Origin of the sequence: Acidiphilium acidophilum (assembly GCF_033842475.1) — a bacterium.
Classification (GTDB): Bacteria; Pseudomonadota; Alphaproteobacteria; order Acetobacterales; family Acetobacteraceae; genus Acidiphilium; species Acidiphilium acidophilum.
The window spans coordinates 62,866-76,883 of the sequence record NZ_JAWXYB010000018.1; the positions used below are offsets into that span (position 1 = coordinate 62,866).

The following is a 14,018-nucleotide window of genomic DNA, read 5'->3' on the forward strand; positions in this document are numbered from 1 at the left end:
CCTCAGGCTCCCTCCTTCTGCTTGGACTGCTCTTACTCCTATGTCTTCACGGACTAGCCATGCTCTCCAGCCGCCGGTGGCTGTCTGATCCACCTGCTATAGCGTCAGGATCTCTGTTGGGCATACGTATCGTCTTTTCGGGACTTATTGCCGGTGTGTGGGTCATCCTGATGATTTTCTTGATTGGCTCAGCAGGGATCGAACAACGCGAGTTGCTGATCTACCTGTTCTCGGGTCTTATGGCGGCGAGTGTGCTGCTTTCACCATCACGTAGTGTGGCATTCTGCTTTCTAGGAATTGTTGCGATTGGTTCTTTGATTGCTATTACCCGCTTACCCGATACGACCGACGGGACGCATCTGATTCTCTTTTCTCTTTTTGCCATGATGATGGCGGCAGCCATTTGGGCGCAGGGAAACGAATTTGTGTCCCGAATTCTTACCGAGATCGACTTGGAGGACCAGCGCGAGATCGTTGGACTCCTGCTTCGGGATTTCGAAGAGAGCGCCAGTGATTGGATGTGGGAGACGGACCGCCTCCATCGATTCTACCGCGTCTCGGATCGCATGGGGGCGGTATTTGAGTGCCCTCCTGATAGCCTCAAGGCGCTTCCGTTAGCCGATTGGTGCCATCCCCTTGACGACGCCACTGATCTCGATGAGCTAAATGCGCAACGCCTTGCTGCGTGCCTGGAAGCACCGCGACCGTTTCGCGATATCCCGCTGAAAGTGAGAGCCAACGGCCGTACCAGATGGGTCTCGCTGTCGGGAAAACCCGTCTTTCACGGAGAGGGAGAATTTTTGGGATTTCGCGGGGTTGGCTCTGATATCACGGCGGCTCACGTCGCCGCGGGTGGTGTAACCTGACGTCTGGAAATTCATTTTGGGTTGGGAGTTGGTGCCCTTGCCGGGGCATGCCCCGGCAAGGGCTGTTCATTCTGGTATTCCATGCAGTTGTTCACACCAACATGGAGACCGATGAATGGACGCCAAAAAGGATACGATTATCGAGGCACTTTTGGAACATCTGATCGAAAACGGCGCAGGCGATATCGCCACGGTATTTGCCAGGACCTTCGAACTCGCCATGCAGATCGAGCGCGAACGCTTCCTCCACGCCAGTCACTACGAGCGCAACCCCGATCGTCAGGGTTACGCCAATGGCTACAAGCCCAAGCGGATCGATACCCCGGCCGGGTCGATCACCGTCGATGTCCCCAAAACCGCCGGTCACGTGGGCGAACCCTTCTACCCACAGTCCCTCGAACGCGGCCGACGCTCGGTCCGCGCCGTCATGGTCGCCGTCGCCGAAATGTACATCAAAGGCGTCTCCACCCGCGACGTCGAGGCCGTCATGCGCGAATTCGGCATCGAAAGCCTCTCCTCCGCTCAGGTCAGCCGCGCCAGCAAGCTGCTCGATGACGAACTCGCCGCCTGGCGCACCCGACCCCTCGCCGAGATCCGCTACCTCATCCTCGACGCCAGATATGAAAAAATGCGCGATAATGGCGTCGTCCGCGATGCCGCCGTGCTCTCGGCCATCGGCATCGGACCCGATGAACGCCGCCGTGTCCTCGGCGTCTCGGTCGCCCTTTCCGAGGCCGAAGTCCATTGGCGTGCCTTCCTCGAAAGCCTCCATCAGCGTGGCCTGCGAGGCGTCGAATTCATCGTCTCCGATGACCATGCCGGATTGCACGCCGCACGCCGCGCCGTCTTCGGCGCCGCACACTGGCAACGATGCCAGTTCCACCTCGCCCAAAACGCCATCCACCACGCCCCCAACCACGCCATCCGCAAACGCATCGGCGCAGAACTCCGGACCGTCTGGAACGCAAATTCCCTCGCCGCTGCCCAGATCGCTCTCACAACCCTCGTCAATGCCTATCGCGACACCGCACCAAAGCTCGCCGATTGGCTCGAACGAAATATCCCCGAAGGCCTCACCGTCTTCACACTGCCAGAACCCCACCAGCGCCGGCTTCGCACTTCCAACCCCATGGAACGCGGCATCCAGCAGGAACTCAAACGCCGCACCACCAAAATCAGGGTCTTCCCCAACGAAGCCTCCCTCGAACGCCTCGTCAGCGCCGTCCTCGTCGAAATCGATGAAAAATGGGCCGCCGACACCAAGGGCTACATCAAGTGGGACTACCAGGATGCCTGACCCCCGCTCGCCCTATTTTCCAGACATCAGGTTGCTCAATCTCGCCGCGACGGAAATCGCCCGCCTGGCTCATTTTGACACTCTGACCGGCCTACCGAATCGAGCATCGTTCCATGAGCTCCTCGGGCGGGCCTGTCAGCAGGAAAGGCAAATTGCCCTCCTGGTTCTCGACCTCGACGGATTTAAAATAGTCAACGACTCCATGGGACATGGAAGCGGGGATGGGCTTTTGATTGCAACTGCCCGTAGATTGCGAAGCTGTCTGGCCAATGGCGACATGATCGCTCGGCTGGGGGGAGATGAATTTGCGATCTTGCACGTAAATGCCAACCGGGCGACGGCGGGCTCGCTCGCCGAACGCATTGTTGCCTCGCTTGAAGAGCCGTTCCAGATTTCGGGGGCCATGATCACAATAAGTACCAGCATCGGCATCGCGATGGGCGGACCTTTACGGACTGATCCTGGCGACTTACTAAAGCACGCCGATCTGGCTCTGTATCACTCCAAAGCGATGGGTCGACGACAGGCCCATTTCTTTGATGAGGAAATGGCAGCCAGGGCAGTAGCGCGGAACGCAATGCAGGCCGATCTGCGTGTCGCCTTGGAGCAGGACGGTCTAAGCATCCAGTTCCAGCCTATCATCGACCTTAATTCTGGAGAAATCATTGCCGCGGAAGCGCTGGCGCGGTGGACACATCCGGTGCACGGCCCGATCCCCCCGTCCGACTTTATCCCTGTGGCCGAGAATTTCGGCCTGATCAATGCACTTGGCGCGTGGGTCTTAAAGAATGCCTGCCACGAAGCCGCGAGATGGCCCACTAAGACGAGAGTCGCCGTCAACCTTTCGCCTGTGCAATTCCGGGCCACCAATTTGCTGGGGGAGATTGACCTTATTCTGGCCGAATCGGGACTCGCACCGAGCCGGCTTGAACTCGAAATCACCGAATCAGTGTTCCTCGAAGCTGCCGATGCGACGTTAGCCTGCCTCTTTCAACTCAAAGAGCGTGGCATTCATATTGCCCTTGACGATTTTGGAACTGGGTATTCTTCCCTCAGCTACCTACGCAGCTTCCCGTTTGATCGGGTGAAGATCGATCGGTCGTTTATCAACGATCTGAACGCTAGTAGCGAAGCATTTGCGATCGTCAGATCAATCGTGGATATGGCGCGCACACTCGGCATGAACACCACGGCGGAAGGTGTCGAGACGGCCCAGCAAGCGGAAATATTGCGGACCACCGGCTGTACGGAGGTCCAGGGCTATTGGTACGGACGCCCATGCTCGCCCCAGACTCTGGGGACATTACTATCTCACTCGGAGAGATCGTCACCTCCGAAGCCTGCTTTGGTAAATGAGGATATATATAATGGACACTGACGCACAGACAATTTTATCCGATATACGAAATATTAGTGCACGGGCGATCGCGTTTTTGGCCGAACACGATATCCTGCCTTCCCCAGATAATTATAGCGTGGCATTTTCTTATATTGAGGGTCGCTCTTTGGATTTGGTTCAATCGATGCGTCAGCTTCTTAAAAATGGCAAAAGGCTTACTGATCTAGACCTGTGCTCGATAGACTGCAATAGACCTTCTATGCCTCAGCAAGTATGTCATACGAGCGTTAATCAAGAGCTGCAGGCAGTTGTGGAAACTCTTCTAAATAATATTAACGAAGCCGGAGAAGGTATGTCGCGTTTTGGGGAAGCGCTCCAAACCAACCTTGGATCATTGCAAGACGTACCTCCGCCAGTCGCCCTTCACATCATCGCTGCATCTATGCTGGCATCAACCCGGACCATCATGGCCCAAAACGCAGTACTTCAAAGCCGTTTGCAAACTACTTTGGCTGAAACTGTGTCATTGCGCGATCAGCTTGATCAGAGGCGTCAGGATGCCTTGCTTGACCCGCTGACCGGACTATTCAACCGGCGTGCCTTAAATGATCACACTGCGGAAACATTATCTGAGTCGAGCAACCAGAGCGTATGTATAATTATTGTCGATATCGATCACTTTAAGAAAATAAATGATAATTATGGCCATCTAGTGGGTGATGTCTATATACAAAATGTCGCCGCAATAATAAAGAGCAATATTAGGGTGGAGCAGACCGCGTACCGGTTCGGGGGCGAGGAGTTTGTGGTTTTGGCGCCGGGCGCCACTCGAGACATTGCCATTAAAACCGGCGAGAAAATCCGCAAAGCGCTTTCAAAAATGCGGCTTCGGCGAAATAGCGAAAATACCGATCTTCTCCCTATTAGTGCGTCGATCGGAATAGCCGAACTCATCCCCGGCGAATCCGGAGCCCAATTATTTGCGCGCGCAGATCATGCACTTTATAATGCGAAGCATCGGGGTCGAAACTGTACGGTGGTTGATCTACCAAGGGTAGCGGGAGGCACTCCAAATTTTTCGGATATCACATCGAGGCCATGATCGTGGCGAGAAGCCGAAGTAAGAAATAGCGCCCCGTCCCCGGTGGCGACCTGCAGTGCGATGGTCAGACCCGAGCCTTCAGATCCACAAGCAACTCGTGCCAGCTCTGCGCACTTTCCGCATGCCCACCTGAAAACCCCATCAACTCTTTCCGGCCCTCGGGGGTGGCGCCGATCAGCACCAGCATGCACTCTGCCTGTCGTTCCATCCGTGCCTGCAGATAGACGCCATCGCCCTCCGCTTGCCTTCCATCCGGCTTCGCCGGACGGAACCTTCGGCAAGCTTCGCCCAGATGTGGACGTAACTCCGGTCCGAAAGATCCCCCCGCTGCCAGCGCTTGAAGCCGGATTCCCATTCGCTGCGTATTCCGTTGACCGCACACAAAATGTTACCGTCCTGACATACGTGTCGATCAAAAGAACATATGGCCGAGTTTTTAGTCGGTCTTCATGCATACGCTCTCGGAGCTTATAGCTTAGTGTCCATCCGGGAACACCTTGAATCTTTGGAGTCACTTGTGATTCCATAGCGGCGGCCCGATTCGCAGGAGCAGCCTGATGTGGACGAACGAGAACCGCGCCCGGTATGATCGCAGCAAGCTGCGCTATCCGAGCGATTTGACGGATGACGAGTGGGCGATCATCGGCCCGCTGATCCCGCCCGCCAAGCGTGGCGGCAACAAGCGTACGGTGAATGAGCGGCAGGTGATCAACGGGCTGATGTTCATCCTGAGTACCGGTTGCCAATGGGCGTCGCTGCCGAAAGATCTGCCTCCACGGAGCACGGTGAACGACTATTTTCGCCGTTGGAACGAGGATGGCACGCTCGATCGCATTCATCATGCGCTGTACGTCAGATGTCGCGAACAGGTTGACCGCGCGGCCAGTCCGACGGCTGCGATCATTGACAGCCAGAGCGTCAAGAGCGTGGAAAAAGGGGGGGTCATATCGATCCGTCGGGGTTCGATGCGGGCAAGAAGATCAACGGCAAGAAGCGCCATGTCCTGGTAGACACGCAAGGCCTGCTGCTTTGCGCCATCGTCCACGCCGCCGACATCCAGGATCGGGACGGCGGCGTGATGCTGATGGGAACGCTGTTCGGTCTATTTCCCTTTCTGCTCAAGCTTTATGCCGACGGTGGCTATCAAGGGCCGAAATTCCAGGAAGGGCTGGGCCGCGTGTGCGCTCAGATCAATGTCGAGATCGTCAAGCGCTCCGATATCGGAAAGTTCGTCGTTGTGCCCAAGCGCTGGATCGTTGAGCGAACCATCGGCTGGCTCAACCGTTGTCGCCGGTTGGCCAAGGATTGGGAATGCCTCAACCAAAACGGACTTGCATTTCTACGCTGGGCATCCATCCGGCTGATGGTACGAAAACTCTGTAAGGAAACAAAATGATCCCGGATGGACTCTTAAACATCCGTGGTCATGCGTGGTATCGATAGTAGACATGAAAAGCGGCTGAGCGCGCTCATGCAGCCGAGGCGGATATCGAGGCTCAAATTCGGCATCCAGGGGGAGGACCTGTACCGTCCTCCGCCCGGCTGAATGGGCCTGTCCCCTCCATTCAGGCCGAGACAGTGGCCCGCACGCCGCTCGCAGGCGGCAGGGAAGCAGGGAAGCAGGGAAGCAGGGAAGCAGGGAAGCAGGGAAGCAGGGAAGCAGGGAAGCGGGGAAGCAGCATGCCCATTCAAGCGAACCACCGGGGAAATCCAGAACTTGAATTTTTGGTAATATATTAAGAGTATGTTAGTCACGTTGGCGGAATAAGAAGGGCCATTGTTGCGCGGTGGCCGGATCAGGAATTGTTGAGCTATGGCCAAGAATTGTGACGCGATCGATTTCTCCGATGTCTGGGTCTCCGCTCTTGATGGCGGTTCGGTGGGACTCTGGGATCGCGATATCGTGGCCAATGATATTCGTTATTCCCGGAGTTGGGATATGATTCTCGGGGTTGATGACCAAGGGTCTCGTTGTCGGATCGAGGAAAGCTATAGCCGCGTGCATCCCGAGGACCTCGAGAGCGTGAAGGCCGCAATCCAAGACCATTTTGATCAGAAAACAGCGTTTTATGAGGCTGAGCATCGGATTCGGAGCCAAAACGGATGTTACAAGTGGGTCCTGAGCCGCGGCAAGGTGATCAAGCGGGATGACGGCGGAAAGCCATTGCGGATGGTCGGAACAACCATCGACGTCACAGCGAGCCACGAACTCAGTGATAAGCTGAAAATGCAGCAATGCCGGGCCCAGGCTGATGCTGAGCGCCTGGCCGTTCTTGCCCAGGAATTGGGTGAGCGGAGTAATGAACTAGCGACCGCGCAACGGATAGCGCGCATCGGTAACTGGCGATGGGATATCCCGGGGCGGTGCATATGGTTCTCTCCGGAGGTCTGGCACTTAATGGGGCGTAAACCGCAAGACAGCCCAGTGAGTTATCTACAAATGCGGTCGATGATCCACCCAGACGATTACGAAAAAGCGATGGCCGAGTTCTATCGCGCCGTGCGGGAGCGAGAGCAGATCTCCCAGGAATACCGGATCATTTACCCAGACGGCTCAATTCATAATATGCTGACTTACGCTGAAGTGGTGGTGGGGTCGGATAAAAGCGTCATGCGGCTGCATGGAACCACTCAGGATATCTCCTCCTATCGTACGATTGAGGCAGCCTTAGCTGAAAGCGAAGACCATTACCGGCATATGGTAAACCTGCATCCGCAGATCCCTTGGCTCGCAGACCCGCTTGGCAACGTTACCGAAGTCGGACCGCTATGGTTTAAGTTGACTGGAATGACTTCAGATGAAACCCTTCCGGAGGGCTGGACTCGTGCGGTCCACGAAGAAGATCTTCCTCTTGTTCACGATGCTTGGCTACAAAGCGTTTCAACCGGGGAAGCGTTGGATATCGAATATCGATTAAAGCTACAGGACGACCGTCATGGATGGTTTCGCGCTCGCGCAGCGGCGCGTCGAGATCGCAACGGTCGGATTATCCGCTGGTACGGCACTTTAGAAGATGTAACCGATCGACGTCTCGCGGAGGATAGCCGAAGGGCGTCTGAGAGGCTGGCTCTAAGGGTGTTGAGAACAACCGGTGATGGCGTAATCGTGTGCGACAAAGGTGGAATAATAAAATTCATAAACAATATTGCGGAAAAACTACTGGGAATTTCGTTAAATTGCGTAGGATCCAAAGCTGGCGATTTTTTTATCGCTGGACATAGCTACCGTATTGGCCAAGCTATTGCGGCTGTTTCCAGAGGCAACTTCAATGAACAATTTGAAGTTTTTTGGCCGCCGTTTGACGCTTGGTATGAGATAAATATATACTCTGGTGACGAGGACATCCCTATATTCATCCGAGATATTTCCGAAAAAATAATAAACCGGAAACGATTAGCATATGCTGCGAATCATGATTTACTGACAGGAATTTTTAATCGTAATTCCTTTTTCGAGCGCGTACGAGAATGCCTTGTAGAGCAGCGTCCCGGTAACCGTGCTGCATTACTTTGCCTAGATCTTGATTATTTCAAGGAGATCAATGATCTTTATGGTCATCCTGTAGGCGACCAAATCCTGAGGCAACTCGCGCTTCGTCTCAGGTCCTGCATCCGCGGGACCGATCTTCTCGCACGATGCGGTGGTGATGAGTTCGCGATCCTTCAGATGGGCGTAATCACTCCGAATGACTCCATCCACCTTGCAGAGCGAATAAGCGTCGCGATGAAGGCACCGTTCGACATCGATGGTATCTCGCTATCGAGCACATTGTCCATGGGGATCGCAGTCGCAAATGTCGGTTTTTCAGACGTTGATCTTCTCTATAAGCAAGCTGATTTGGCATTATACGAAGCAAAAACAAAATCACGGGGCAGTTTTCAGGCTTTTCGTCCGGAAATGCAGCTAAAGTCCGAGTGGACGAAGCGGATGCGGACGGACCTTCTTGCGGCAATCGGCACAGATCAGTTTTTCCTGGTCTATCAACCCATCATGAAGGCGTCGGATCAGTCGATAGTGGGCGTCGAGGCGTTACTTCGTTGGCATCATCCTGATCGGGGGATAATCTCTCCTACCGAATTCATTCCTGTAGCAGAAGAAACCGGACTGATCATTCCTATTGGAACCTGGGCATTACAACGTGCCTGCCAAACGGCGCGGAGCTGGCCATCGAACATAAAGATATCGGTAAATGCCTCCATTAAACAATTTGAAAATAATAACTTAGCAGGCGTAGTGAGAGATGCACTCACGAATGCAGGACTTCCACCAGAGCGTTTAAAGCTTGAGGTCACTGAGTCTGTACTTATGACAGAAAACTCTGTTAGTATAAATACTCTAAAAGAAATTCAAAACACCGGGGTTTCGATTATCCTTGACGACTTTGGAACTGGGTACTCATCACTTTCATATATAAATACATTTAGTTTCGACTTTATAAAAATTGACAAATCTTTTATATCGAGAATTTGCCGTCCAGGTGATCGGGAGCCTATTTTTGAAGCAATAATGGGTATGGCCCAGGCGATAAGAATTCCAGTTACTGTAGAAGGTGTAGAAACGGTACATCAGCTCGAATATATAAGAGGTTTGGGATGTGAGTTCGTGCAGGGCTACCTTCTGGCCAAGCCCATGAGTGAGACTGATATATCTAGAGTTCTCATATATAACGGAGGCATATCAAATTATAGATCGGATTATTCAGAAAGCAACAATAGCGTATGATTCGGAACCGCCCGTCGTAGGTCATGGATTTGCGCTTCAGCGGAAGATGGATCGGACGATGCTGAACGGTGGCGCCGGTAGGTTGAATGCGTTCTGTCACGCTGTTAATCCGTCCGGTCAGCGGCCGTGGCGGTTCCGGCGGTGCAAGGCCGCGCGGGACCGGAGCCACGCGCAGCCTGCCGCTGAGCAGACGACCATGGCGAGGACCCACGACTTGCAGCGGACGGACCGACCGTGGCAGCACGGTGCTACCACGGGATCGTAGTAAGGCTGATTCTGATGAGACGACCTATCCGCGCGGTCTGCGGCGACGCTGCTCGTCCGCACGTTTTTTTCGCCGGGCAAGCCACGCCGTCTTCATCTGATCGATCTGCGGCGCAAAGATGTAACCGAACACCGCGCCGATCGGTAACCATCCGGTCTGAGCCGCCTGCCGCTACGGGAAGAAGCCGCTCATAATAGCGCTGCTATGAGCTGATTCATATGGGGGGAGCTTTGGCGGATGGAGATCATCACGGGGACTGAGCGGCGACGTCGCTGGCGGGATGAGGACAAGCTTCGGATTGTCGCAGAGGCTGAGGCGCCGGATGCGGTATTTGCTTTGGTGGCACGGCGGCACGATATTTCGCGAGGGCAGTTGTGGAAATGGCGCGGGCAGGTTCGGCGCGGTGAGTTGGCACGGGTGCCGGTAGAGCCGGAGTTCATTCCGGTGCGGATGATGGCGAGTGCGGCGCTGTCGATGCCGCGGGGGTCTGGCAAATCAGCTTCGGTGGATGAGACCGATGCAGATTCTGTGTCGCACAAGCGGGCAGCGCGATCCGAGATGGGGCGGATTGAGATCGTGCTGCCGGACGGCACCTGTGTTCGGGTTGATGACGGGGTTGGGATGGCCGCCTTGCGTCGTGTGATGACGGCGGTGCGGCGATGATCCCGGTTCCAGCCGGCGTACGGATCTGGCTGGCGTCGGGGCACACGGATATGCGTCGTTATGCGGCGCGCATGATTATGTAGAGTCCTAAGCTGGCGACGCAAAGCTTATCGAATGATTTCAGCATGATGGTCATCTCAATCATGACGGGGTCTCGGCATAATCTAGGCTATCTCCAGCGCCAATCCGGCGCACGGAGAGAAGTCATGAACATCGTTGAAAGGTTGGCCAGGGCACCACGGACCATGGAGGCCGGCGACCTCGCCCCATGGGTCGCTGCATTTGCAGACGAGCTTAGATCGCTGGGCCACACGGATCTGACTGTCGGCAATTACGCGGATTGCGCTCGCCATTTTGCGGCTTGGCTCGCGATCGACAACATCGGGCTCGATGATGTCGGTGATGGGTCGTTTGGTCGCTTCAAGACGCATCGTTGCCGATGCGGCGGGTATCGACCTGCCACGCCGCGCTCGGGCAAGTATCTGAGGCGCGTTCATCGCTTCATCGATTTTCTTGGGAGACGCGGCGTTATCAAGCTGTTGGACAAAGTTGTCGCCGCCCCTGTCGATCCACTCGTCCGCGACTACCAAGATTGGCTCACGCGCAATCGAGGCATTTGCGGGCGTACAGCAGCGCGGCATGGCAGGATGGTCACGCGCCTGCTTCTCTCGTTGGGGTCAGAACCGCACGCATACGGTCCGGCAATGATCAAGATTGCCATCATACATGAAGCTGAGCGTTGCTCGGCACCGTACATGAAGACAATGACGACCGCCCTGCGTGGATATCTGCGCTTTCTGGCCTCCGCCGATCTTTGTCGGCCGGGGCTTGAACACGCCGTGCCACACATTCCCCAATGGCGACTCTCATCATTGCCGCGCTATCTGTCGCCCGATGAGGTCGAGAGGCTGGTTGCTTCTTGTGACCTTCGTACCGGGCGAGGCGTCCGCGATCGAGCTATTCTGCTCCTCCTCGCGCGCCTGGGACTGCGCGCAGGCGACATTCTAGAGATGCGCCTGGGGGACATCGATTGGTCTTCAGCGACGTTGCGGGTGAAGGGCAAGGGACGCCGCGAGACCCGTCTTCCCATGCCCCAGGACGCCGGCGACGCCGTGCTCGGCTATCTCGATGGCGCGCGCCCTTTGGTCGATAGCGACCGCCTGTTCTTGAGGTCAAATGCGCCATTTCGGCCATTCGCATCGTCCCCCACGGTTTCCCACATCGTCGCTCTGGCTTTGAAGCGTGCCGGCATCGACAATCCCCCATCACACGGCGCCAACCTGCTACGGCACTCGGCGGCGACACATATGCTCCGCGGAGGCGCAACTCTCCAATCAGTGGGCGCCGTTCTGCGTCACAGGTCTTTGGACACCACAACCGTTTACGCCAAGGTTGATCTGAACATGCTGATGCAGGTCGCGCAGCCCTGGCCGGGAGATGTGGCATGCTGAGCGATGATCTTTCCCGTCATGTCGCGCTTCATGAGGTACTGGGCTTCAAATTCCGGACGCAGCGCATCTTGTTGCGCATGTTCGTGGCTTACGCGGAGCGCCACGGCGACAACTTTATCAAGAGCAATCGGGTAATCGCGTGGGCAGTCGAGGCGCCCTCCCCCGAGCAGCGACGCAACCGGCTTCTTACGGTGCGTCGATTTGCTATCGCTATGCACGCCGAGGACGGCGGCCACGAGGTGCCCGCCGCTGACGCGCTCGGTCGAGGCATCTTTCGGCGGACAAAGCCATACATTTATTCCGCCGAAGAGATTGGCAAATTGATGCAGCAGGCGGCTTCGCTTGGGCCCGCCGCCACGCTTCGACCGCTTACATACGTCACGCTGCTCGGCTTACTCGCCGCGACCGGCATGCGGATATCGGAAGCTCTCGCTTTGCGGCTCTCCGATGTCACCGACGACGGCCTGATCATCAACAAGACCAAGTTCAAGAAGAGCAGACTAATTCCGCTGCATCCTACGACGCGCGCCGCGATTGATCGGTATCTCTCGGCCCGCCTGCCGATCAGCACGTGCGCCGCTGTCCTGTTCGTATCTAACGCCGGAACTCCGCTTTGCTATGATACCGTCAGCGCGTTGTTCCGCCAGATCTCGCGCAAGATCGGGTTGCGGGGCGGGCCCGGCCAGTCGGGGCCGCGCATCCACGACCTGAGACATAGCTTCGCCGTGCGGTCGCTCGAACAGTGTCCATGCGATGACGACGCTGTATCGCGCCACATCCTCGCTCTCAGCACCTATCTCGGTCACGCCCACGTCAGCGATACCTATTGGTATCTTCAGGCCACGCCCGGCCTGATGGCACAGATCGCCGATGCCGGTGAAGACTTCGGCCGGACAGGTGTGATATGACCGCGCTCGCACCACCCCTATCCCTGTTTCTCGGCGAGCACCTGCCACGCGATCAGGGCGCCAGTCCTCACACCTGTGATGCTTATGCGTACAGCTTTCAACTTCTTGTGATATTCGCGGCGCGGCGACTTCACAAGAGGCCGTCGCGGTTGGAGGTCGAGGACATCGGTGTACCGATGATCCTGGCATTCCTCGATCACATCGAACAGGATCGCGGCAACACGGCGCGATCCCGCAATGCTCGATTGGCGGCGATCAGGTCGTTCTTCAGATTCATCGAGTATCGTGTGCCAGCCTGTCTCGATCAATCGCTTCGGGTCCGCGCGATCCCGATGAAGAAAACCGACGAAGCGTTGGTCGCTTCGCTGACCCGGGCGGAGATTCAGGCCCTGATCAACGCGCCGGATCCCAAGACTCTATCCGGCACCCGAGACCGTGCGATGCTCCATCTCGCCTTTGCGGCCGGACTGCGCGTCTCGGAGTTGGTCGGACTATGCCTAGATCAACTCGATCTGCAAAATCCTTGTACGATCCACGTGATGGGCAAAGGTCGTCGGGAGCGCGTGCTTCCACTGTGGAAGGAGAGCGTGGTCGCGCTCCGGGCTTGGCTTGCTGTCCGTCAGCAGCAGCAAGATGGGGCGCTATTTCTCAACGCCGCCGGCCGGGCCATGACCAGATCCGGATTCGAATACATCCTCGACAAGCATGTGGCCACCGCCGCCCTGCGCCTACCGTCCGTCGCGACCAAGCGAGTAACACCTCATGTTCTGCGTCATAGTTGCGCAATGCATATGCTGCAGGCCACGCACGACGTTCGGAAAGTAGCCCTGTGGCTGGGCCATGCCAGCCTCCAAAGCACCGAGGCCTACCTGCGCGCAGACCCCACCGAAAAACTCGAAGCATTGGGAGCCGCCGGCGGGCCGACGCTACAGCCAGGCAAGTTCAGACCGCCGGACAAGGTTATCGCCATGCTCACGGGGCAGCGGCAACACCAAAAATTATGCTGAGCAAAGGGGGCCGGATTCCAAGCGGTCCCCGCGTCGCCGGCTTAGGACTCTACATAATCATGCGCGCCGCATAACGACGCTTATGTGGTGCACCACATAAGCGTCGCGGGATGAGGGGTCTCGCGTTGCAGGTGCAGCAAGGCCTGGGCCGGGAGCCATTCTGCGGTGACGTTTTCTTCTTCCGGGGACGCAGCGGATCGTTGATCAAGGCGATCTGGCATGACGGTGTCGGGTTATCGCTATTTGCGAAGCGTTTGGACAAGGGCCGTTTTATCTGGCCACAGACGACGGATGGGGCTGTGTCACTTACGGCGGGTCAGGTCGGTTATCTTCTGGAGGCGATCGACTGGAGAAATCCGCAACAAACCTGGCGGCCACAATCTGCCGGGTAAGTGCA

Annotated in this window: 11 protein-coding genes and 1 pseudogene; 11 read left to right on the forward strand and 1 reads right to left on the reverse strand. The window is 56.4% G+C overall.

Annotation, left to right across the window (positions count from 1 at the left end; translation table 11 throughout):
• The first annotated feature begins 116 nt into the window (after nucleotides 1-116).
• The 4 genes from SIL87_RS02975 (at nucleotide 117) to SIL87_RS02990 (ending at nucleotide 4,604) form a co-directional block, all read left to right on the forward strand.
• The gene (locus tag SIL87_RS02975; RefSeq protein ID WP_319612753.1) at nucleotides 117-866 is read left to right on the forward strand and encodes a PAS domain-containing protein; all 750 of its coding nucleotides are present in this window, start codon (nucleotides 117-119) and stop codon (nucleotides 864-866) included.
• Nucleotides 867-981: 115 nt separating this feature from the next.
• Nucleotides 982-2,163 carry an IS256 family transposase gene (locus tag SIL87_RS02980; protein WP_319612316.1) on the forward strand — a complete coding sequence of 394 codons (1,182 nt, stop codon included), beginning with the start codon at nucleotides 982-984 and terminating at the stop codon, nucleotides 2,161-2,163.
• Nucleotides 2,156-3,541 (forward strand): putative bifunctional diguanylate cyclase/phosphodiesterase, encoded by a 1,386-nt coding sequence (locus SIL87_RS02985; protein ID WP_319612754.1) that lies wholly within the window; start codon nucleotides 2,156-2,158, stop codon nucleotides 3,539-3,541. The genes SIL87_RS02980 and SIL87_RS02985 overlap by 8 nt, the downstream gene beginning before the upstream one ends.
• Nucleotides 3,531-4,604 carry a GGDEF domain-containing protein gene (locus tag SIL87_RS02990; RefSeq protein ID WP_319612755.1) on the forward strand — a complete coding sequence of 358 codons (1,074 nt, stop codon included), beginning with the start codon at nucleotides 3,531-3,533 and terminating at the stop codon, nucleotides 4,602-4,604. Before SIL87_RS02985 ends, SIL87_RS02990 begins: the two co-directional genes overlap by 11 nt.
• 26 nt (nucleotides 4,605-4,630) lie before the next feature.
• On the opposite strand, the pseudogene SIL87_RS02995 reads toward SIL87_RS02990, so the two are convergent.
• Nucleotides 4,631-4,970: pseudogene (locus SIL87_RS02995) on the reverse strand (transposase); the annotation flags it as partial.
• 191 nt (nucleotides 4,971-5,161) lie between these two features.
• Between SIL87_RS02995 and SIL87_RS03000 the strand changes: the two are divergent.
• The 7 genes from SIL87_RS03000 (at nucleotide 5,162) to tnpB (ending at nucleotide 14,013) form a co-directional block, all read left to right on the forward strand.
• Nucleotides 5,162-6,000 (forward strand): IS5 family transposase gene (locus tag SIL87_RS03000; RefSeq protein ID WP_319612756.1). Its coding sequence is split into 2 segments (ribosomal slippage): nucleotides 5,162-5,534 and nucleotides 5,534-6,000, totalling 840 coding nucleotides; the frame shifts between segments, so codons are not numbered across the junction.
• A gap of 417 nt (nucleotides 6,001-6,417) precedes the next feature.
• Nucleotides 6,418-9,327 carry an EAL domain-containing protein gene (locus SIL87_RS03005; RefSeq protein WP_319612757.1) on the forward strand — a complete coding sequence of 970 codons (2,910 nt, stop codon included), beginning with the start codon at nucleotides 6,418-6,420 and terminating at the stop codon, nucleotides 9,325-9,327.
• A 502-nt stretch (nucleotides 9,328-9,829) separates the two neighbouring features.
• The gene (gene tnpA, locus SIL87_RS03010) at nucleotides 9,830-10,255 is read left to right on the forward strand and encodes an IS66-like element accessory protein TnpA (protein ID WP_319612738.1); all 426 of its coding nucleotides are present in this window, start codon (nucleotides 9,830-9,832) and stop codon (nucleotides 10,253-10,255) included.
• 206 nt (nucleotides 10,256-10,461) lie between these two features.
• A complete protein-coding gene (locus tag SIL87_RS03015) occupies nucleotides 10,462-11,706 on the forward strand; it encodes a tyrosine-type recombinase/integrase (RefSeq protein ID WP_319612758.1) in 1,245 nt (414 codons plus the stop codon).
• On the forward strand, nucleotides 11,700-12,614 hold the full coding sequence (locus tag SIL87_RS03020; protein WP_319612557.1) for a tyrosine-type recombinase/integrase: 915 nt from the start codon (nucleotides 11,700-11,702) through the stop codon (nucleotides 12,612-12,614). Before SIL87_RS03015 ends, SIL87_RS03020 begins: the two co-directional genes overlap by 7 nt.
• Nucleotides 12,611-13,621: a tyrosine-type recombinase/integrase gene (locus tag SIL87_RS03025; protein ID WP_319612556.1), complete on the forward strand. Its 1,011-nt coding sequence runs from the start codon at nucleotides 12,611-12,613 to the stop codon at nucleotides 13,619-13,621. Before SIL87_RS03020 ends, SIL87_RS03025 begins: the two co-directional genes overlap by 4 nt.
• 110 nt (nucleotides 13,622-13,731) lie before the next feature.
• A complete protein-coding gene (gene tnpB / locus SIL87_RS03030; protein ID WP_319612759.1) occupies nucleotides 13,732-14,013 on the forward strand; it encodes an IS66 family insertion sequence element accessory protein TnpB in 282 nt (93 codons plus the stop codon).
• Nucleotides 14,014-14,018 lie beyond the last annotated feature (5 nt).

What these genes read in the sequence shown, in the direction of transcription:
- SIL87_RS03005 (WP_319612757.1), top strand. Translation starts at nt 6,418, where the DNA reads ATGGCCAAGAATTGTGACGCGATCGATTTCTCCGATGTCTGGGTCTCC.
- SIL87_RS03020 (WP_319612557.1), top strand. Translation starts at nt 11,700, where the DNA reads ATGCTGAGCGATGATCTTTCCCGTCATGTCGCGCTTCATGAGGTACTG.
- SIL87_RS03015 (WP_319612758.1), top strand. Translation starts at nt 10,462, where the DNA reads ATGAACATCGTTGAAAGGTTGGCCAGGGCACCACGGACCATGGAGGCC.
- SIL87_RS03025 (WP_319612556.1), top strand. Translation starts at nt 12,611, where the DNA reads ATGACCGCGCTCGCACCACCCCTATCCCTGTTTCTCGGCGAGCACCTG.
- SIL87_RS02985 (WP_319612754.1), top strand. Translation starts at nt 2,156, where the DNA reads ATGCCTGACCCCCGCTCGCCCTATTTTCCAGACATCAGGTTGCTCAAT.
- SIL87_RS02990 (WP_319612755.1), top strand. Translation starts at nt 3,531, where the DNA reads ATGGACACTGACGCACAGACAATTTTATCCGATATACGAAATATTAGT.
- SIL87_RS02980 (WP_319612316.1), top strand. Translation starts at nt 982, where the DNA reads ATGGACGCCAAAAAGGATACGATTATCGAGGCACTTTTGGAACATCTG.
- tnpB (WP_319612759.1), top strand. Translation starts at nt 13,732, where the DNA reads ATGAGGGGTCTCGCGTTGCAGGTGCAGCAAGGCCTGGGCCGGGAGCCA.
- tnpA (WP_319612738.1), top strand. Translation starts at nt 9,830, where the DNA reads ATGGAGATCATCACGGGGACTGAGCGGCGACGTCGCTGGCGGGATGAG.